Consider the following 18422-nt stretch of genomic DNA (forward strand, 5'->3'; position numbering starts at 1 on the left):
CAAATCCTCGCGATACCACCCGGTATCGCTGCGGTTTGCGCCTTGCCCAGACCAAAAATCCATCGGTTTTATTTGTCGCATCAAGCATCAAACACTACACTAGGGGGCCGCGGTGGAGGCTTACGCCAACAAGTCGCACAGCGCGCGTGCCACCACCTTGGTGGCGCGGCGCAGGTCTTGCAGGGCTAGCCGCTCGTCGGCGCGCTTGGCGTGCGATTCGAGCACGCTGCGCGGGCCGGCGCCGTAGATCACGCCGGGGATGCCGCGCGCCACGTACAGACGCACGTCGGTGTAGAGCGGTGTGCCCTTGGCGGGGATGGGCTCGCCGAACACGGCAGCGCCGTGCTTTTGCAGCGCCTGCACCAGCGGCGCGTTGCCCGGCAGCGGCGTCATGGCGCGCGCGAGCAGCAGGCGCTCGATGCCTACGCGCAGGGCGTCGCCGCCGGCACTGTCGTAGCCGCGTTCGGCGTTGTAGCGCTGTACCGTGCTCTCGATGAGGGCGCGCAACTGTGCCTCGACTTTGGCGGGGTCTTCTTCAGGGATCATGCGCCGGTCGAGCTTGAGCACGACTTTGCCGGGCACCACGTTGGTGTGCGTGCCGCCTTCGATGCGGCCGATGTTGAGGTAAGGGTGCGTGATGCCGGGCACCTGGGACGTGATCTGGCGGTACCTGGCGTTCTCGGCGTACAGCGCGTTCATGATGGCGACGGCGCCTTGCAGCGCATCGACGCCGGTGTCGGGCACGGCGGCGTGCGCCATCTTGCCGTGCAGCGTGACTTCGAGCTGCAGGCAGCCGTTGTGCGCCACCACCACTTCGTAGCTGAAGCCCGCGGCCATCATCAAGTCAGGTTGCGTCAGGCCCTGGCGCAGCAGCCAGCCGGGGCCGAGTTCGCCGCCGAATTCCTCGTCGTAGGTGAAGTGCAGCTCCACCGCGCCGCGCTGCGGCCGCGCCACGGCTTCGAGCGCGCGCACGGCAAAGCTGTAGGTGGCGAAGTCGCTCTTGCTTACCGCGGCGGCGCGGCCGTAGAGCTTGCCCTCGACGATCTCGCCGCCGTAAGGGTCGTGCGTCCAGCCCTCGCCGGGCGGCACCACGTCGCCGTGGGCGTTGAGCGCGATGGTTTTGCCGCCCGCGCCGTAGCGCCGGCGCACGATCAGGTTGGTGATGCTTTGCATGCCGTGCGCGCGCACCTCGGCAGCGGGCACGGGGTATTTTTCGGCGGCAAAGCCCCAGGCGGCGAGCAGCTCGGCCGTCTTGTCGGCGTGCGGCGCGTTGTCGCCGGGCGGCGTGTCGGTGGGCACGCGCACGAGTTGCTGCAGGAAGGCGACTTCTTCGTCGAAGTGCGCGTCTATCCAGGCGTCGAGCTGGATGTAATGATTTTCTGCGGGCATGTTTTTTTGCATGAAATTGGCCTCTAACGCCCGTACATTAAGCGCTAGCAGCTATTTTGTTAGGAGCTATGTGGAGATTTCGGCGGCCAGGTTTGCTAGCAGCTGCTGCAGTGCGCGCACGGCCAGTTCCATGTCGTCGCTGGTGGTCGATTCGAGCGGGTTGTGGCTGATGCCGCCGTTTTCGCCGCGCACGAACAGCATGGCCTGCGGCAGGATCTGGTGCAGCTTCATGGCGTCGTGGCCCGCGCCGCTGGGCAGGCGCTGCACGGGCAGGCCCAGCGCCTGCACGGCCGCCTCCCAGCGGCGCTGCCACGCGGGCGCACTGGGTGCGGCGGCGGCGCGCAGGGTTTCCTGCAGCGCGTACTGCAGGCCGCGCCGGGTGGCGATGCGCTCGACCTGCGCCAGCACGTCGGCGGCCAGGCGGTCGCGCTGCGCGTCGTTGGGCGCGCGCAAGTCCAGGCTGAAGCTGCAGCGCCCCGGCACCACGTTGACCGAGCCCTGCGGCACGCCGAGCTGGCCCATGGTGGCGACCGAGTCGCCGTCCTGCGCAGCGCGCTGCTCCAGGTACAGCGCCAGCTCGGCGGCGGTGCAGGCGGCGTCGCGCCGGCGGTTCATGGGCGTGGTGCCGGCGTGGCTGGCCTCGCCGATGAATTCACCAAGATAGCGCACGCTGCCGTTGATCGCGCTGACCACGCCCAGCGGCAGGTTCAATTCGCACAGCACCGGGCCTTGTTCGATGTGCACCTCGACGAAGCCCAGGTACTGCGCCGGGTCGCGCCGCAGGCTGGGGATGTCTTCGATGCGCAAGCCGGCGCGCTGCATGGCATCACGCAGCGTGATGCCGGCGGCGTCGCGCTGGTCGAGCCAGGCCCGGTCGAAGTCGCCCACGAGCGCGCTCGAGCCCAGGAATGTGGCGGCAAAGCGCTGGCCTTCTTCCTCGGCAAAGGCCACCACTTCGAGCGCAAAGGGCAGGCGCCGCCCGGCACGCGCGAGTTCGCGCACGCAGGCGATGGGCACGAAGATGCCCAGCCGCCCGTCGTATTTGCCGGCGTTGCGCACGGTGTCGTAGTGCGATCCCGTGAGCAGCGCGCGCGCCCCTGGGGTGGCGCCGTGGTAGCGCCCCACGACGTTGCCCACGGCGTCGAGCTGCACGGCGTCGAAGCCGCTCGCCTGCATCAGCGCGTGCAGTTCGGCCGCGCAGGTGCGGTGCGCGTCGCTCAGATACGTGACGCTGAGCTGGCCTTGCGCGGCAAACTCCGGCTCGCTGTGGCGCGCGAGCTGCTCGTGCCAATCCCAGACCATGTTGCCCAGCGCCGGCGTGAAGCCGAATTTATCGTTCAGGCGCAGCTCGGCAATGCGGTGGATGTTGCGCAGCGCTTCGGCGCGTTCGGCGTCGGGGTGCTGGTGCAGGCGACGCGCCAGGGCGGCGATGATTTGCGTGCGCTGCAGCCCCGTGCCGCGCGGCCCGCGCACCGCGAGGATGAACGGGAAGCCAAAGCGTGCGTTGTAGGCGGCGTTGAGCTCGTGCAGGCGCGCAAACTCCTGCGGCGTGCAGGCCGTGAGGCCGGCCTGGTTTTGCTCCTGCGCAGATTCGGCCGTGAGGCTTTGTGCGATGGCGGCCTTGCCCGCGAGCTCGGGGTGCGCGCGGATCAGCGCGAGCTGTGCGTCCGTGTCGGCGCGCGTGACCACTTCGGCCATGGCGTGCTTGAGCTGCGCGAGCGACGCGAACGGGCGCTGGCGCAGCGCCGCAGCCGCGATCCAGGGCGAATGCTCGTAGATGCCGGCCAGCATCTGCAGCGCTTCGGGCTCGGGGGCGGTGTTGAGCTGGTCTAGTGTGTAGGACATGGCGCTGCTCATGCTGGGGTCATGCTTCGGCGCTGGGGCACGGATGTGTGGCCGCCCAGTGGCGCGCGATGTCTATGCGCCGGCACACCCAGACCTTGTCGTGCTGCAGCACGTAGTCCAGAAAGCGCTGCAGTGCCGTGATGCGCCCCGGGCGCCCGAGCAGGCGGCAGTGCATGCCCACGCTCATCATCTTGGGCGCATTCGCGCCGGCGGGGTCGCCCTCGGCATAGAGCGCGTCGAAGCTGTCTTTCATGTATTGGAAAAAGGGCTCGGCGTGCGAAAAGCCCTGCGGCAGCGCAAAGCGCATGTCGTTGCAGTCCAGCGTGTAGGGCACGATCAGTTGCGGCACCACCTGGCCGTCGCTGCGCCGTACCTTCATCCAAAAGGGCAGGTCGTCGCCGTAGTAGTCGCTGTCGTAGGCAAAGCCGCCATCGTCGGCCACGAGCCGGCGCGTGTTCGGGCTGTCGCGCCCCGTGTACCAGCCCAGCGGCCGCGTGCCCGTGAGCTGCGTGAGTATTTCCATGGCCTGCTGCATGTGGGCGCGCTCCACGTCCTCGGGCACGTTCTGGTAGTGGATCCACTGCAGGCCGTGGCAGGCGATTTCGTGCCCCTGCTGCACCAGCGCCTGTGCGAGTTCGGGGTGGCGCGCGAGCGCACTCGCGACGGCGAACACCGTGAGCGGCAGCCCGCGCTCGGCGAACGCGCGCACAATGCGCCACACACCCACGCGCGCGCCGTACTCGTAGATGCTCTCCATGCTCATGTGGCGCGCGGGGTAGCTTTCGGGGTTGAACATTTCCGAGAGGAACTGCTCCGAGCCCGCGTTGCCGTGCAGCACGCAGTTTTCGCCGCCTTCTTCGTAGTTGAGCACGAACTGCACGGCGATGCGCGCGCCGCCGGGCCATTGCGCATGCGGCGGCCTGGGGCCGTAGCCGACCAGGTCGCGCGGGTAGGCTAGCGTGGTGTCGTAGAGCATGGATGGCATCCCCAAAATTTCGGCATGTGCATGAAGATTGCATGTGCAGTTTTCGTGCCTGCCAAGGCTTGGACGTATTTTCAGGAGGTTTCGAGATGGGCCTGAGTACCCATGTGTTGGATACCATGCACGGCTGCCCCGCCGCCGGCATGGAGGTCGCGCTGTATGAAATGCACGGCAAAGCCGCGAGCTTGCTCAAGCGCGTGGTGCTGAATCAGGACGGGCGCAGCGCCGCGCCCCTGCTCGACGATGTGAGCTTGCGCTGCGGCACCTACCGGTTGCGCTTCAATGTTGCGGGATACTTTGCGGCGCGCGGCGTGGTGCTGCCGCAGCCGAATTTTCTCGATCAGGTGAATCTGGACTTTGGCGTGGCGCACGCCGACCAGCATTACCACGTGCCGCTGCTCGTGAGCCCCTGGAGCTATGCCACCTACCGCGGCTCCTGAGAGGCCGAGGCGCATGGCCGGCACTTTGCTGACTTACATCTGCCCTTCGGTCAGCGTGTCGAGCTGAAAGTGCCCGCTCTTGTCCCACAACCAGACGTCGGTGTAGGTGACGCGGCCCATGCGCTGTGGCGCAGGGTAGGGCGCGGCGGCGCGCGCGATGCGTTCGATCTCGGCCACGACCTCGGGTGCGTGGTTGGGCGCACGTTTCCAGTGCAGGGCGGTGACGCGGCCCGCGCGATCGATTTCCACGTCGAGCACGCCGATCGCATACAGCATGGGCGGCAGCTTGCCTTGGTAGATGCGCTGCGCGTTGCGTTCATAAAGGTGCCGCGCGGCATTCTGGCGGTAGGCGCGCGCCGTATTGGCGGACGAAGCGTGCACGGTTTCGGTGCCTGGCAGGACGCTGTCTTGCGCAGAAGGCGAAGCTGTGGGGGCCTGGGGGGGCGACTTGCACGCCGTCACCAGGGCAGTGATTGCGGTCAGCAAGCCGGCGAGCCGCCAGCGGCGGGGTTCGGCGACCGTTCGAGGCTGGGGAAAAATCGAGGACATGGGGCGCGTTGAGGATGGAAATGGCGGAATTGCGTAACCTGCAGGTTCTGTGGAGCACATTGGCTGCGGGCCAGGCTGCCTGCCTGGTGCGCGTGGAGTCTATACAAGGTTCGGCGCCAAGGGAAGCAGGCGCGTGGATGATGGTGTTTGCCGGGCAGGTCTTCGGCAGCATAGGCGGCGGGCATCTGGAGCACCAGGCCATCGCGCAGGCACGGCGGCTCTTGGCTGCGCGCGGTGCCTGCGGCAGCGACGGCCGCGCCAGCGATGCCCCGCTGCGGCTGCATTACGCGCTCGGCCCCGCGCTGGGCCAATGCTGCGGCGGCATGGTCGAACTGGAGTTTGCGCCCGTCGGCAGCGCCGACGTCCCTGCGCTGAAACTGCGCCTTGCGCCGCGTCGCCACCCGCTGGCGCTGTTCGGCGCGGGGCACGTGGGGCGCGCGCTCGTGCAGGTGCTCGCGCCGCTGCCATTTGCCGTGCGCTGGTTCGACAGCCGCGAAGATGCCTTTCCCGCTCAGCCGTGCGATGCGCCGATGGTGCCGGAGGAGGCTTTGCGCTGCGAGCATTCCGAGCCGGTGCACGGCGCCGTTGCCAGCCTCGCACCGGGCACGCGCGTGCTCATCATGAGCTTCAGCCACGCCGAAGACTTTGCCCTCGTGCACGCCTGCCTGCGCCGCCAGCGCGCGCAGGGCGACTTGCCCTTCATCGGCTTGATCGGCAGCCGCACCAAGTGGGCCACGTTTGCAAGCCGCCTGCGCGCACGCGGCTTTGCCGAGCACGAGCTGGCGCACATCACCTGCCCGATTGGCGTCCCTGGCATCCGCGGCAAGGAGCCGGCAGTGATCGCCGTGGCCGCGGCCGCGCAGTTGCTGCAGACCCTCACGCCCCAAAGTCCATCAGCATAAAAAAGCCTGCCGCAGTCGAATGCCTCGACCGGGGCAGGCTTTTTGTGCTGCGCATGCGCCACCCAAAAGAGACGGCAGCAGCGGATTTTTTATCTCAACCCGCGTGGAACTTGACCACCAGCGGCACCACGAGCAGCGCGACGATGTTGATGATCTTGATCAAGGGGTTGATCGCGGGGCCGGCCGTGTCTTTATACGGGTCGCCCACGGTGTCGCCCGTGACGGCGGCCTTGTGGGCTTCGCTGCCCTTGCCACCAAAGTGGCCGTCTTCGATGTATTTCTTGGCATTGTCCCAGGCGCCGCCGCCCGTGCACATGCTGATGGCGACGAACAGGCCGGTGACGATGGTGCCCATCAACAGCCCGCCCAGCGCCTTGGGCCCGAGGAGCAGGCCCACGGCGATCGGCGTGATCACGGGCAGCAGGCTGGGGATCACCATTTCCTTGATGGCGGCGGCCGTGAGCATGTCCACAGCCTTGCCGTATTCGGGCTTGGCCTTGCCTTCCATGATGCCGGCGATGGTGCTGAACTGGCGACGCACCTCGACCACCACGGCCCCTGCGGCACGGCCCACGGCCTCCATGGCCATGGCGCCGAAGAGGTAAGGGATCAGCCCGCCGATGAACAGGCCCACGATCACCATGGGTTCGGAGAGGTCGAAGCGCACGCTTTGGCCCAGGGCTTCGAGCTTGTGCGTGTAGTCGGCAAACAGCACCAGCGCGGCCAGGCCGGCCGAGCCGATCGCGTAGCCCTTGGTCACGGCCTTGGTGGTGTTGCCCACGGCGTCCAGCGGGTCGGTGATGTCGCGCACGCTGCTGGGCAACTCGGCCATTTCGGCGATGCCGCCAGCGTTGTCGGTGATCGGGCCGTAGGCGTCGAGCGCCACCACGATGCCCGCCATGCTCAGCATGGACGTGGCCGCCACCGCAATGCCGTACAGGCCGCTGAGCTGGTACGCGACGATGATCGCCATGCACACGAACAGCACCGGCCAGGCCGTGGAGCGCATGGACACACCGAGCCCCGCGATGATGTTGGTGCCGTGGCCGGTGGTCGAGGCCTGGGCGATGTGCTGCACGGGCGAATACTGCGTGCCGGTGTAGAACTCGGTGATCCACACGAGCAGCGCCGTCAGCACCAGGCCCACCACGCAGGCACCAAAGAGCCGCATCTGCGCCCCCGTGCCGCCGAGCGCGTTGTCAGGGACGATCCAGGTGGTCACGAAATAAAACGCGATCAGCGAGAGCACGCCCGCGATCGCCAGCCCTTTGTAAAGCGCAGGCATGACGTTCTTCATGCCGGGCGAAGCCTTGACGAAGAAGCAGCCGATGATGGACGCGATGATGGACACTGCACCGAGCGCGAGCGGATACACCATGGCCTGGCCGGGCGCCGCCGCCACGAGCAGCACGCCGAGCACCATGGTGGCGATCAGCGTCACGGCGTAGGTTTCGAACAGGTCGGCGGCCATGCCGGCGCAGTCGCCCACGTTGTCGCCCACGTTGTCGGCGATCACGGCGGGGTTGCGCGGGTCATCCTCGGGGATGCCGGCTTCCACCTTGCCCACGAGGTCGGCGCCCACGTCCGCGCCCTTGGTGAAAATGCCGCCGCCCAGCCGCGCGAAGATCGAGATCAGCGAAGAGCCGAACGCCAGGCCGATCAGCGGGTTGAGCAGATTGCTCAGCGACGCCGAGGCGCCCGCATGCCCGTTCGAGGTCAGAAACCAGGCAAAGCCGCTCACGCCGAGCAGGCCCAGGCCCACCACCAGCATGCCTGTGATGGCCCCGCCGCGAAACGCCACGTCGAGCGCCGGACCTATGCCTTGCGTGGCCGCCTGCGCGGTGCGCACGTTCGCGCGCACCGAGACGTTCATGCCGATGAAGCCGCAAGCGCCCGAAAGCACGGCCCCGAGCACGAAGCCGATCGCCGTGGTCACGTCGAGAAAAACGCCGATCAGGATGGCCAGCACCACGCCGACGAGCGCGATGGTTTTGTATTGGCGCGCCAGATACGCCGCAGCACCGGCCTGGATGGCGGCGGCGATCTCCTGCATGCGCGCGTTGCCCGCGTCCTTGGAAAGAATCCAGCCGCGGGCCCAGATGCCATAGGCCACCGCAACCAGTCCGCAAACCAAGGCCAGGATGAGAGGGGACGTCAGTGCTGAACTTTCAGCCATTCAATTCTCCTAGATGAGTCAGTCGCACGGATGGAAACACAACGCATCGGATGTGTTTCCTCTGCGTTGCTTCCTCGTGCCCCCCAAACTGCGGAGACGCGATTGGCCAACGCCGGCAATTTACCGCAAAAGGCCTTGTCTCTGACACGGAAAAGCGCAACTGCGAGCCTAAAATCAGGGTTAGCCCCAGGGCGAATCCCGTCTTATGGATGAAAATCCTCTAACTTTTTGTTATTTGTCAATGTCCCTCAACAACGTCTCTCCCGGCAAAAACGCCCCCGAAGCCTTCAACGTGGTCATCGAAATCCCGATGAACGCCGACCCGATCAAGTACGAGGTGGACAAAGAGTCCGGCGCCATCTTCGTGGACCGCTTCATGACCACGTCCATGCACTACCCGACCAACTACGGCTATGTGCCGCAGACCCTGTCGGGCGACGGCGACCCGGTCGACGTGCTGGTGATCACGCCGCACCCCCTGATCCCCGGCGTGGTCGTACCCTGCCGCCCGCTCGGCATTTTGCTGATGGAAGATGAGGCGGGCATAGACGGCAAAGTGCTGGCCGTGCCCACCAACAAGGTGCTGCCCATTTACACGCACTGGCAGTCGGTGGACAACGTGCACCCCATGATCCTCAAGTCCATAGGCCACTTTTTCGAGCATTACAAAGACCTCGAAGAAGGCAAATGGGTCAAGATCATCGGCTGGAAGGGCTTGGCCGAGGCCAAGCAGGAAATCCTCGACGGCCTCGCGAACTTTGCCAAGGCGCAAAAAATCCTGTGACGCCATGAAGGGGGCAAGAAGAGGGCCAAGAAGGGGTATGTACTACAGGATAAACCCTTGTTTCGGTCTCGAATGCGTGTTCTGGCATTGACATTTGGACACAATCTGCCCTCCAATAGCTGCGCCTGCCGAGGATCCCCGGCAGGCGTTTGTTTTGTGCTCTTCACTCACTACCATGACCCATTTCAAGATTTCGACCCGCCTGAGCTTGCTGGTGGCAGTGCTTTCCATCGTGGTGCTCGCCGTGGGCGGCATGGGGCTGTACGGCACCAGCCAGTCCAATGCGGCGCTCAAGACGGTCTATGAAGACCGGACGGTGGCTTTGGGGCAACTCACGGACATGGAGCGGCTGCTGCTCAGCAGCCGCCTGGCCCTGGTGGATGCGCAATCGGATCTGTCGCCTGCAGTCATCCGCAAAAACACGGAGCAGGTCGACGCCCATCTTGCTGCGGCTGAAAAGACTTGGAAGGCCTATCTGGCGACAGACCTCACCCCCGAAGAGGCCCAGCTGGCCAAGAAGCTGGGCGAAAGCAGGACGGCGTTCGTGGAGCAGGGGCTCAAGGCCACGGTTTCCGCCCTGCGGGCCAACGACTTGACCGCATCCAGCCAGTTGCTGCTGGACAAGGTCGCGCCCTTGTATGCGCCCATGGCCGCTGACGTCAAGGCTTTGGCGGACCTGCAGCTCAAAGTGGCCAAGCAAGAATACGAAGCGGCGGTGGCGCGCTACGAGGTGATGCGCGTGGTATCGGTGGTCTTGATCGCCGTAGGCCTGGGCCTGGCGATCGTGGTCGGCTTGACCCTGGTGCGCGGCGTCACGCGCGCGCTGGCGCAGGCCATGAACGCGGCCAATGCCGTAGCGCAAGGTGATCTTGCCTATGTCATCCGCATCGAGGGCCAGGACGAGGTGAGCGAACTTTTGCGCACGCTGGCGGGCATGCAGGAGGCCTTGTGCACGGTCGTGGCCCACGTGCGCCAGAATGCCGAGAACGTCGCCGCGGCAAGCGCGCAGATTGCCTCGGGCAACAGCGATCTGTCGGCGCGTACCGAAAGCCAGGCGAGCGCGCTCGAAGAGACCGCGGCGTCTATGGAAGAGGTGGGCGCCACGGTGCGCCAGAACGCCGACAACGCACGCCAGGCCAACCAGCTCGCGCAAAGTGCCTCGAGTGTGGCCACGCAGGGCGGAGACGTGGTGGGCGAGGTCGTGCAGACCATGAAGGGCATCCACGAAGCTTCGAGCAAGATTGCCGACATCATTGGCGTGATCGACGGCATTGCGTTCCAGACCAACATTCTTGCGCTCAACGCTGCCGTCGAAGCTGCACGTGCAGGCGAGCATGGGCGCGGCTTTGCCGTGGTGGCGAGCGAAGTGCGCAACCTGGCCGGGCGCTCGGCCGACGCGGCCAAGGAAATCAAGGTCCTGATCGGCACGAGCGTGGAGCGCGTCGAGCAAGGCAGCGAACTCGCCGACAAGGCGGGCGCGACCATGACCGAAGTGGTCACGGCGATCCGGCGCGTGAGCGACATCGTGGGCGAGATCAGCGCGGCCAGCAGCGAGCAAAGCGCCGGCGTGGCGCAGGTGGGCGAAGCCATCACGCAAATGGACCAGGCTACGCAGCAAAACGCGGCGCTGGTGGAAGAAATGGCTGCTGCGGCAAGCAGCCTCAACGCCCAGGCGGGCGAGCTCGTGAACGCCGTGGCGGTGTTCAAGCTCGAGGCGGGCGCGCAGCAGGCGGTGGCGTCCGCAGCACCTGTGCCGCGTGCCGCCATGCCTGCACCGTCGGTGCCGCGCCCACCGATGCCCGCGCCGCAGGCCAAGCGGCCGCTGGCGGGTGGCGGGCGTGCGGGCGCAGGCAAGGACACGGCACGCCTGGGTGCACCAGCCCAGGTAACCCCAGGAGCTGGCAAGGCGGCAGCCAAGATGGCGAGCACGCCCGCTGCGCCTGCACCCCGGGCTGCCGAGACGGCCGCAGAGGGCGAGTGGGAGTCGTTCTGAGCCTGCGGTGTCGCGGTGTCGTAAGCGGCTGGGTCCGAGCGAAAGACGGGTGGCCGCTCAGCCGCTGTGCTTGAACGGCGTGCGCGCTTGCAGGTCGCCAAGATAGTCCTGCACGGCGGCCCCTTCGCGCAGCAAAAAGCGCTCTACCGCGTCGGCAAAGGCCGGGTGCGCGAGCCAGTGGGCGCTGTGGGTGGGCACAGGCAGCAGCGCGCGCGCCATTTTGTGCTCGCCCTGCGCACCGCCTTCGAAACGCTGCACGCCATGCGCTATGCACCACGCGAGCGGCTGGTAGTAGCAGGCCTCGAAGTGCAGGCAATCGACGCGCTCGAGCGCGCCCCAGTAGCGGCCGTAAGCCACAAATTCATGGTCTTTTTGGCCGTTTGTCAAGGAAGGATCAGCGCTGATAGCTATCAAACTCGATGCAATCGGCCGGCCTGCGCGCTCGGCAACGAAGAGCAGCCAGGCTTCGGGCATTTGTTCCGCTTGGAGGCGAAAAAATGCGCGTGTGAGGTAGGGCGGATTGCCGTGTTCGAGGTAGGTGCGCTCGTAGCAACGGTAGAAAAAATCCCAGTCCGCCGGGCCGATGTCGCGCCCGCGCAGCCAGCGAAAGTGCACGCCTGCCTCGGCCACGCGGCGGCGCTCCTGGCGGATTTTCTTGCGCTTGTCCTGGCTCAGGTGCTGCAAAAAATCGTCGAAGTCACGGTAGGGCGTGCCCGCGGAGCTCTGGTTGTGCCAGTGGAACTGCACCGTGTGGCGCTGCAGCAGGCCCAGCTCACGCGCGGCTTGCAGGTCTTCGTCGGCGGCAAACAGCAGGTGCAGTGACGACAGCCCCTGGCGCTCGCACCAGTCGCGCACGGCTTGCAGCAGCTGCACGCGCAGCGCCTGGTCGCGCGCGAGCAGGCGCGTGCCGGGCACGGGCGTGAAGGGCACGGCGACGACGGCTTTGGGGTAGTAGGCCAGACCATGCTGCGCGTAGGCATTGGCCCAGGCCCAGTCGAACACGTATTCGCCATACGAATGACTTTTGACGTACAGCGGGCAGGCGGCGAGCAGTTCCGCGCCGGCCCACAGGCCCATGAAGCGCGGCGTCCAGCCGGTCTCGGGCGTGGCGCTGCCGCTCGCGTGCAGCGCGGCCAGGTATTCGTGGCGCATGAACGGCGTGGGGCGGCTCTGGCGCGCGAGCAGCGCGTTCCACGCGGCGGCATCGAATGCGAGCGGCGAATCCAGCACGCGGGCGATAATGCGCGCTTCAGCCATGCCCGTACCGATGCTGCGTTTTCGGGAGCATTCCCCGGCGGGCTTTGGCTCCACTTCCACCCGTTGCCCTGGTCATTTTCGGTTCCATGATGCCCTCAATTTGCATAGCGCAACTCAATTTCGTGGTGGGCGACATGCCCGGCAATGCGCAAAAAATCATTGCCGCAGCGCGCACGGCCCACGCCGCCGGCGCGCAGCTGTTGCTCACGCCCGAGCTCGCGATTTGCGGCTATGCGGCCGAAGACTTGTTCCTGCGCCCGGCTTTCCTCGACGCCTGCGATGATGCCGTGAAAACGGTGGCCCGCGAGACCGCAGGGTTGCAGGGCCTGGCCATCGTGCTCGGCCACCCGCAAAAGTGCCGCCCCGACGCGCCGGCCTTCAGCACCTGCCACAACGTCGCGAGCGTGCTGCGCCACGGCCGCATCGAGCAGACCTACATCAAGCGCGAGCTGCCGAACTACCAGGTGTTCGACGAGCGGCGCTATTTCGTGCCGGGCAGCGCGCCCTGCGTGGTCGAAGTCGCGGGCCTGCGCGTGGGCCTGTTGATTTGTGAGGACGCCTGGTACGCCACCCCCGCGCGCGAGGCCGCCGCGGCTGGCGCGCAGCTGCTCGCGGTGCTCAATGCCTCGCCCTTCCACCTGGGCAAGAGCGCCGAGCGCGAGCAGATCATGCGCCAGCGCGTGGCCGAAACGGGCCTGCCGCTCGTCTATGCGCACCTCGTCGGCGGGCAGGACGAGGTGGTGTTCGAAGGGCACTCGTTTGCTTTACAGGCTGACGGCAGCGTGGCCGCGCGCGCTCCCGGTTTCAAGGAAAATCTGCTGTTCATGCAGGTGCAGAAAGCGCAAGCAGCTATCAAAATAGATGCGCCCATAGCGCCGATCGCAAGCCCTGAGGCCGACTTGTGGGATGCGCTGGTGCTGGGTGTGCGCGACTACGTGGGCAAAAACGGCTTCCCCGGCGCGGTGCTGGGCCTTTCGGGCGGCATCGATTCGGCGCTGGTGCTCGCGATCGCCGTCGATGCGCTGGGCGCGGACAAGGTGCGCGCGGTGATGATGCCCTCGCCCTACACGGCCGACATCAGCTGGCTGGACGCACGCGACATGGCCGCGCGCCTGGGTGTGCGCTACGACGAAATCCCCATCGCGGCGCAGTTTGAAGCCTTCAAGGCCGCGCTCGCGCCCCAGTTCGTGGGCCTGCGCGAGGACACGACCGAAGAAAACCTGCAGGCGCGCATCCGTGGCACGCTGCTCATGGCGCTGTCGAACAAATTCGGCGCCATCGTGCTCACCACGGGCAACAAGAGCGAACTGGCCACGGGCTACTGCACCCTGTACGGCGACATGGCGGGCGGCTTTGCCGTGATCAAGGACGTGGCCAAGACGCGCGTCTTCGCGCTGGCACAGTGGCGCAATGCCAACGATCCCTACGGCAGCGGCGCGAGCCCCATTCCCGAGCGCATCATCACGCGCCCGCCGAGCGCCGAGCTGCGCCCCGACCAGAAAGACCAGGACAGCCTGCCGCCCTACGAGGTGCTCGATGCCATCGTCGAGCGCTACATGGAAAACGACGAGTCCATAGAGAGCATCGTCGCCGCGGGCTTTGCGCGGGCCGACGTCGATCTGGTCACGCGCCTGCTCAAGGTCAACGAATACAAGCGCCGCCAGGCCCCCGTGGGCATCCGCGTCACGCGCCGCAGTTTCGGCAAGGACTGGCGCTACCCGATCACCAACCGCTTTCGTGCCTGAGGCGCAAACAAAGCGTCGCAGTCCGCCCATTGATTAGCAAAACCCAGGGAGCCCACCATGAAAATGATCACTGCCATCATCAAGCCCTTCAAGCTCGAAGAAGTCCGCGAGGCGCTGGCCGAATGCGGCGTCACCGGCCTCACCGTGACCGAGGTCAAGGGCTTTGGCCGGCAAAAGGGCCACACCGAGCTCTACCGCGGCGCCGAATACGTGGTGGACTTCTTGCCCAAGGTGAAGATAGAAGTGGCCGTGAAGACGGCCGATGTCGAGCGCTGCCTCGAGGCCATCGTCGGCGCGGCGCGCACCGGCAAGATCGGCGACGGCAAGATTTTCATCACCGAAGTCGAGCGCGTGGTGCGCATCCGCACGGGAGAGCTCGACGAATCGGCGGTGTGATCGCGCGGCGTGAGCGCGTTCAACCCAGATTGTTCATTAGGACGCGGGATGATGGCGAGGCGACTGGCGTGGCAGTTTGGTCGCGGCTGAGGAGTGCATGGCCGGTGCCATGGACGACGAAGCCGCGGCCAAAATGACCGGCAGGCGCCCGCCAGCGCCCGCGTAGGCGCGAAGCGCCGCCGAATGGACAATCTGGGTTCAAATCACGGCGCGCAGCGCCACGAGCTCCTGGCCGAATCCCGCCGCCTGCACCAGCGCAGGCAACAGGGCATCCACGTCGGTGTCCACCTGCAGCAGCCCGAGTTGCCACGCGCCCATGAAGCCTTCGGCCATGCTGTGCTTCAAAAACGTGAGCAATCCGTCGTAGTAACTGTCTACGTTGAGCAGCCCCACGGGTTTGTCGTGGTAGCCCAGCTGGCGCCAGGTCCAGACTTCGAACAATTCCTCGAAGGTGCCTATGCCGCCGGGCAGCGCGAGAAAGGCGTCGCAGCGTTCGGCCATCAGCGCCTTGCGCTGGTGCATGGTCTGCACGATGTGCAATTCGTCGCAGGCGTGGTTGGCCTGTTCCTTGTCCACCAGCGCCTGCGGGATCACGCCGAGCACGCGCCCACCCGCCTGCCGCGTGGCTTCGGCCACCAGGCCCATCAAGCCGTTGCGCCCGCCGCCATACACCAGCTGCCCGCCGTGCGCGCCTATCCACTGGCCGACTGCAACGGCAGCCTGGGCAAACCCGGGGCGATCCCCGGTGCGCGAGCCGCAATAGACGCAGAGGGAAAAAGCCGGCTCAGCCATGGCCAAACCTCTGCCACAGCGCTGCCGCCCAGATGCCCGCGCACAGCAGCAGCGCGAGCAGCACCGCGGCGCTGCCCATGTCTTTGGCGCGCTTGGACAGGTGGTTCCACTCGGGGCCGATGCGGTCGATGGCGGTTTCGATGCCGGTGTTGAGCAGCTCGATGACCAGCACCGCTATGACCGAGCCGGCCAGCAAGGCTACCTCGACCCAGTTCGAGCCCAGCCAGAATGACAACGGCAGCAGCACGATCGCGGCGCTGGCCTCCTGGCGGAAGGCGGGCTCGGTCCAGCCGGCGCGCAAACCGGCAATGGAATAACCCGCGGCATGCCAGATGCGGCTCAGACCGGTGCGCGCTTTTTGCGGGTTCACGGTGTGATCGGGCTCGGCGGGATGGGCGTCGGAGGGTGTGGACATGCGCGTATTGTGGCGCCACCGTGTGACAGCCCAATTGGCACCCTGCGCCCCCTGGCGAAACCCGGGCTATCGCGGCGCAGGCTGCCAGTGTACGAGGCGCGTGCCCGCAAGGGCGTCGTGCCAGAACTGCTGCTGCGGGTGCAAGCGGCTCAGCAGCGCCCACACGGCCACCCAGCCGAGCATGAGCACGGCAGTTTCGCCACCAGACAAGTGAAAAGGCGCGATGGCCGCGAGCGGGGGCAGGAACCACAGCCAGCTCAGCACGTAGCGCAGCAGTGCGCGCCCTTGGGTCAAGGGACGGCCTGCACGGTCCACCACGCGGATGTGCCAGGTTTTCATCGCCAGCGTCTGCCCCTTGGTCCAGAACCAGGTGAAGTAAAGGCCGAACACCACGAACAAAAAGGCCTGCAGCGCATGGCGGTTGTCGAGCGCATTGCGCGTTTGGCTCAGGGTGCTGAACAGATAACCGGCGAAAAACGCCACGGCAAACAGCAGGATGCCTTCGTACAGCCAGCAGGCCATGCGCCGGCCCAGTGCCGGGGCCAGGAGCGCCGCACTGGCCGGGTCGGCCATGCCATTGCGTGCGGCAGTGGATGAGTGAGGCTCGTCGGTCAAGGTGGGTGTGACGTGAATGGGGGCGGAAGGCTCAGCGGCTGGCTGGCGCCGCGCCAGGGCTGGCCGCTGCGCCGCCTTCCGGTGCGGTTTGCATGGGCGACAGCGGCGGCAGCGGCATCGGCACGGCCACGGGCACATCGACGGGTGCGGTTTCGACGGGCGCTGGCGTGGCTCCGCCAAAAGGGGCTGCGGCGGGGGCGGGCACAACGGTATCCAGACGGGGCAGGAAGCCCTTGGGTGGAGAAATCTTGGGCGGGTTGGGTCGATTCGGGCTGGCTTGCAAGGCGGCCGGAACCTGCACCAGCTTGCGCGATGGCGCAGGGCGCAGGGCCGGGGCGGCGCCCTGCGGCTTGGCGGCGGCGCGTGCCGCGAGCCGGCGCTTTTCTTCCTCGCTGAGGGCTTGGTAGGCCTTCCAGCGCTCCAGCTTGTCTTTGGGCGCGAGGCGACTGGTGCCGGCGTAATTCAGACGCGCCTGGTTGCGCTGCTGGGCACTCAGGCTGGCCCAGTCGGTCATGCGTGCGTGCAGGCGGTCTTGTTCGCTCTGCGGCAAAGCGTGGAATGTGGTGGCCAGTGTGAGCCAGTATTTCTTTTGGGCGTGATTGAGAGAGGCCCAGCGTTCGGCCAGAGGGTACAGGGCCCGCTTTTGTTCCGTGCTCAGGGTTTCCCAGCCGGGGCCGGAGGCCGGTGCGGCAGCTTCCGTGGGGCTTGCTTCGCCTTGGCCGCGAGGGCTGGGCTTGGATGTCAGCGCCGCGGCAGGCACCAGGGTGCTGGGCGCCCAATGCAAAAACTGCAGCGCCTGCAACCCGCCCGCAGCCAATGCCGCCCACAGCAGCAGGGCCAGCACGAAGCCTGGTCTGGTGGCGCAGCGGCTATGGGAGTTTTCCGGCATTCAAGGGGGCGATGGGTGACGCTTCAGCGATGGACGGTTGCGAGTGTCACCGATTTTCTGTCGAGGTTTTGAGGAACTGGATGAACCCGGGATCGGCGTAGGCCGATGGGGGCAACTCGTCAGCGAGCAGCGCCGAATCGACGGCGGCGATTTCATGCGTGTTGAGCTCTTCCTGCGTGTCGTTGATCACGACCAGGCCGATCAGCAAGGCCAGGATGGGAATGGCCGACACGAGGGCGTTCCACCAGCCGCTGCGTTCGTGGCCGCCACCGTGCCCCCATGCGGCAGCGCCGCCACCCACGGCTACCCGCACAGGTGCAGAGGCGTGAGCGAGCCCGCGTACCTGCTCCCGCTTGGGCGCTACCACGAGTTTGCGCTTGGCCAGCGCCTGCATGCGTGCGGCGCGCAGGCGCTCGGAAATGTCATACGGCAGGTCTGCAGTGCCGCTTTCGAGGCGTGCTGTGACACGGCGCGCAAAGCGTTCGGCACCCGCATCCATGGAAGATGCGGACGAGGGGGAGGGCAGGGTGGGGTTCATGGCGTGATTCCTTTGGCTTTGAGCGCCTTGCTGAGCTTTTGCACGGCGCGAAAGCAGTGCTGCTTGACGCTGCTTTCCGAGCAGCCCATGGCGGCTGCCGTTTCTGTTACATCCATTTCTTCCCAGTAACGCATGAGAAAGGCTTCGCGTTGACGTGCAGGCAGGGCGGCGATTTCGCCCTCGATCTCATGCAAGATCTGTGCGCGCCGCACTTCGTCCTCGGCGCTTTCCACACTTTCTTCATTTTGCGGACCTGCGTAGGCTTCAAGCAAGTCGAAGTCGGCGTCATCGTCGTGCGCCCCCTCGAAGTCGGACAGGTTGGAAAACAGCGCCTTGCGCGTTTTCTGGCGCCGGAACCAGTCCAGGGTGCAGTTCGAGAGGATGCGCTGAAAGAGCATGGGCAGCTCGTTCACGGGCTTGTCGCCATAGTGTTCGGCCAGCTTGAGCATGCTGTCCTGCACGATGTCCAGCGCCGCCTCTTCGTCACGCACGTGGTAGAGCGAGCGCTTGAAGGCGCGCTTTTCCACGCTTTGCAGGAAGTCGGAGAGTTCTTGTTCGGTAGCCAAGAGAACGAACGCGGTTCGTGATGGGCCAAGTCAGGCGGACGGGAAGATGCGCAGAACGCACGCAACCAAGCTGGTAATTATCACATTTCTCTGTCTTTTTTCGCTCTGGGCCGACTTTTGCACATGTTGCGGTGCGATAATTTGCGCCA

At 66.2% G+C, this 18422-nt stretch carries 18 protein-coding genes; 6 read left to right on the forward strand and 12 right to left on the reverse strand.

Translation table 11 applies throughout. The features are described from left to right. Positions 1-120: 120 nt before the first annotated feature. The 3 genes from PYV55_RS15045 to puuE form a co-directional block, all read right to left on the reverse strand. Positions 121-1389 carry a M20 family metallopeptidase gene (locus PYV55_RS15045; protein ID WP_275852840.1) on the reverse strand — a complete coding sequence of 423 codons (1269 nt, stop codon included), beginning with the start codon at positions 1387-1389 and terminating at the stop codon, positions 121-123. Between the two features lie 66 nt (positions 1390-1455). Next, positions 1456-3234: a 2-oxo-4-hydroxy-4-carboxy-5-ureidoimidazoline decarboxylase gene (gene uraD, locus PYV55_RS15050; RefSeq protein ID WP_275852842.1), complete on the reverse strand. Its 1779-nt coding sequence runs from the start codon at positions 3232-3234 to the stop codon at positions 1456-1458. 19 nt (positions 3235-3253) lie between these two features. Then, complete coding sequence (gene puuE, locus PYV55_RS15055) at positions 3254-4210, reverse strand: allantoinase PuuE (protein ID WP_275853206.1); 957 nt, start codon at positions 4208-4210, stop codon at positions 3254-3256. A gap of 95 nt (positions 4211-4305) precedes the next feature. Here puuE and uraH point away from each other — a divergent pair, with 95 nt between their 5' ends. Beyond that, positions 4306-4656, forward strand: coding sequence for a hydroxyisourate hydrolase (uraH, locus tag PYV55_RS15060; RefSeq protein WP_275852844.1), 351 nt, complete (start codon positions 4306-4308; stop codon positions 4654-4656). Positions 4657-4689: 33 nt separating this feature from the next. On the opposite strand, the gene PYV55_RS15065 is transcribed toward uraH, so the two are convergent. After that, positions 4690-5205: a hypothetical protein gene (locus tag PYV55_RS15065; RefSeq protein ID WP_275852846.1), complete on the reverse strand. Its 516-nt coding sequence runs from the start codon at positions 5203-5205 to the stop codon at positions 4690-4692. Positions 5206-5225: 20 nt separating this feature from the next. On the opposite strand from PYV55_RS15065, the gene xdhC reads away from it, so the two are divergent. Further along, positions 5226-6107: a xanthine dehydrogenase accessory protein XdhC gene (gene xdhC / locus PYV55_RS15070; RefSeq protein WP_275852850.1), complete on the forward strand. Its 882-nt coding sequence runs from the start codon at positions 5226-5228 to the stop codon at positions 6105-6107. A 94-nt stretch (positions 6108-6201) separates the two neighbouring features. Here the strand turns inward: xdhC and PYV55_RS15075 are convergent, their stop codons facing one another. Then, on the reverse strand, positions 6202-8283 hold the full coding sequence (locus PYV55_RS15075) for a sodium-translocating pyrophosphatase (protein WP_275852852.1): 2082 nt from the start codon (positions 8281-8283) through the stop codon (positions 6202-6204). A 241-nt stretch (positions 8284-8524) separates the two neighbouring features. On the opposite strand from PYV55_RS15075, the gene ppa reads away from it, so the two are divergent. Together ppa and PYV55_RS15085 are read left to right on the forward strand one after the other, a co-directional pair. Next, the gene (ppa, locus tag PYV55_RS15080; RefSeq protein WP_275852855.1) at positions 8525-9067 is read left to right on the forward strand and encodes an inorganic diphosphatase; all 543 of its coding nucleotides are present in this window, start codon (positions 8525-8527) and stop codon (positions 9065-9067) included. 175 nt (positions 9068-9242) lie between these two features. Beyond that, positions 9243-11060, forward strand: coding sequence for a methyl-accepting chemotaxis protein (locus tag PYV55_RS15085; protein WP_275852857.1), 1818 nt, complete (start codon positions 9243-9245; stop codon positions 11058-11060). A 57-nt stretch (positions 11061-11117) separates the two neighbouring features. Here PYV55_RS15085 and PYV55_RS15090 read toward each other — a convergent pair whose 3' ends face one another. After that, positions 11118-12317 (reverse strand): GNAT family N-acetyltransferase, encoded by a 1200-nt coding sequence (locus tag PYV55_RS15090; protein ID WP_275852859.1) that lies wholly within the window; start codon positions 12315-12317, stop codon positions 11118-11120. 86 nt (positions 12318-12403) lie between these two features. On the opposite strand from PYV55_RS15090, the gene PYV55_RS15095 reads away from it, so the two are divergent. Together PYV55_RS15095 and PYV55_RS15100 are read left to right on the forward strand one after the other, a co-directional pair. Then, on the forward strand, positions 12404-14062 hold the full coding sequence (locus PYV55_RS15095; protein ID WP_275852862.1) for an NAD+ synthase: 1659 nt from the start codon (positions 12404-12406) through the stop codon (positions 14060-14062). Positions 14063-14119: 57 nt separating this feature from the next. Further along, positions 14120-14458: a P-II family nitrogen regulator gene (locus tag PYV55_RS15100; protein ID WP_275852865.1), complete on the forward strand. Its 339-nt coding sequence runs from the start codon at positions 14120-14122 to the stop codon at positions 14456-14458. Between the two features lie 198 nt (positions 14459-14656). On the opposite strand, the gene PYV55_RS15105 is transcribed toward PYV55_RS15100, so the two are convergent. The 6 genes from PYV55_RS15105 to PYV55_RS15130 all read right to left on the reverse strand — a co-directional run bounded on the left by PYV55_RS15105 (position 14657) and on the right by PYV55_RS15130 (position 18273). Further along, a complete protein-coding gene (locus PYV55_RS15105) occupies positions 14657-15250 on the reverse strand; it encodes an LOG family protein (protein ID WP_275852868.1) in 594 nt (197 codons plus the stop codon). Then, a complete protein-coding gene (locus PYV55_RS15110; protein WP_275852870.1) occupies positions 15243-15665 on the reverse strand; it encodes a diacylglycerol kinase in 423 nt (140 codons plus the stop codon). Before PYV55_RS15110 ends, PYV55_RS15105 begins: the two co-directional genes overlap by 8 nt. A gap of 66 nt (positions 15666-15731) precedes the next feature. After that, a complete protein-coding gene (locus tag PYV55_RS15115) occupies positions 15732-16238 on the reverse strand; it encodes an RDD family protein (protein WP_275853208.1) in 507 nt (168 codons plus the stop codon). A gap of 73 nt (positions 16239-16311) precedes the next feature. Beyond that, positions 16312-17169: a DUF3106 domain-containing protein gene (locus PYV55_RS15120; protein WP_275852871.1), complete on the reverse strand. Its 858-nt coding sequence runs from the start codon at positions 17167-17169 to the stop codon at positions 16312-16314. 46 nt (positions 17170-17215) lie between these two features. Next, positions 17216-17707 carry a DUF3619 family protein gene (locus tag PYV55_RS15125; protein WP_275852873.1) on the reverse strand — a complete coding sequence of 164 codons (492 nt, stop codon included), beginning with the start codon at positions 17705-17707 and terminating at the stop codon, positions 17216-17218. After that, positions 17704-18273, reverse strand: coding sequence for an RNA polymerase sigma factor (locus tag PYV55_RS15130; RefSeq protein ID WP_275852876.1), 570 nt, complete (start codon positions 18271-18273; stop codon positions 17704-17706). The genes PYV55_RS15125 and PYV55_RS15130 overlap by 4 nt, the downstream gene beginning before the upstream one ends. Between the last annotated feature and the right edge of the window lie 149 nt (positions 18274-18422).

Source organism: Extensimonas soli (genome assembly GCF_029211265.1).
GTDB lineage: Bacteria > Pseudomonadota > Gammaproteobacteria > Burkholderiales > Burkholderiaceae_C > Extensimonas > Extensimonas soli.

Bases quoted from the DNA above. Each gene is read 5' to 3' on its own strand.
- PYV55_RS15045 (WP_275852840.1), bottom strand. From the start codon at position 1,389: ATGCCCGCAGAAAATCATTACATCCAGCTCGACGCCTGGATAGACGCG.
- uraD (WP_275852842.1), bottom strand. From the start codon at position 3,234: ATGTCCTACACACTAGACCAGCTCAACACCGCCCCCGAGCCCGAAGCG.
- puuE (WP_275853206.1), bottom strand. From the start codon at position 4,210: ATGCTCTACGACACCACGCTAGCCTACCCGCGCGACCTGGTCGGCTAC.
- uraH (WP_275852844.1), top strand. From the start codon at position 4,306: ATGGGCCTGAGTACCCATGTGTTGGATACCATGCACGGCTGCCCCGCC.
- PYV55_RS15065 (WP_275852846.1), bottom strand. From the start codon at position 5,205: ATGTCCTCGATTTTTCCCCAGCCTCGAACGGTCGCCGAACCCCGCCGC.
- xdhC (WP_275852850.1), top strand. From the start codon at position 5,226: ATGGCGGAATTGCGTAACCTGCAGGTTCTGTGGAGCACATTGGCTGCG.
- PYV55_RS15075 (WP_275852852.1), bottom strand. From the start codon at position 8,283: ATGGCTGAAAGTTCAGCACTGACGTCCCCTCTCATCCTGGCCTTGGTT.
- ppa (WP_275852855.1), top strand. From the start codon at position 8,525: ATGTCCCTCAACAACGTCTCTCCCGGCAAAAACGCCCCCGAAGCCTTC.
- PYV55_RS15085 (WP_275852857.1), top strand. From the start codon at position 9,243: ATGACCCATTTCAAGATTTCGACCCGCCTGAGCTTGCTGGTGGCAGTG.
- PYV55_RS15090 (WP_275852859.1), bottom strand. From the start codon at position 12,317: ATGGCTGAAGCGCGCATTATCGCCCGCGTGCTGGATTCGCCGCTCGCA.
- PYV55_RS15095 (WP_275852862.1), top strand. From the start codon at position 12,404: ATGATGCCCTCAATTTGCATAGCGCAACTCAATTTCGTGGTGGGCGAC.
- PYV55_RS15100 (WP_275852865.1), top strand. From the start codon at position 14,120: ATGAAAATGATCACTGCCATCATCAAGCCCTTCAAGCTCGAAGAAGTC.
- PYV55_RS15105 (WP_275852868.1), bottom strand. From the start codon at position 15,250: ATGGCTGAGCCGGCTTTTTCCCTCTGCGTCTATTGCGGCTCGCGCACC.
- PYV55_RS15110 (WP_275852870.1), bottom strand. From the start codon at position 15,665: ATGTCCACACCCTCCGACGCCCATCCCGCCGAGCCCGATCACACCGTG.
- PYV55_RS15115 (WP_275853208.1), bottom strand. From the start codon at position 16,238: ATGGCCGACCCGGCCAGTGCGGCGCTCCTGGCCCCGGCACTGGGCCGG.
- PYV55_RS15120 (WP_275852871.1), bottom strand. From the start codon at position 17,169: ATGCCGGAAAACTCCCATAGCCGCTGCGCCACCAGACCAGGCTTCGTG.
- PYV55_RS15125 (WP_275852873.1), bottom strand. From the start codon at position 17,707: ATGAACCCCACCCTGCCCTCCCCCTCGTCCGCATCTTCCATGGATGCG.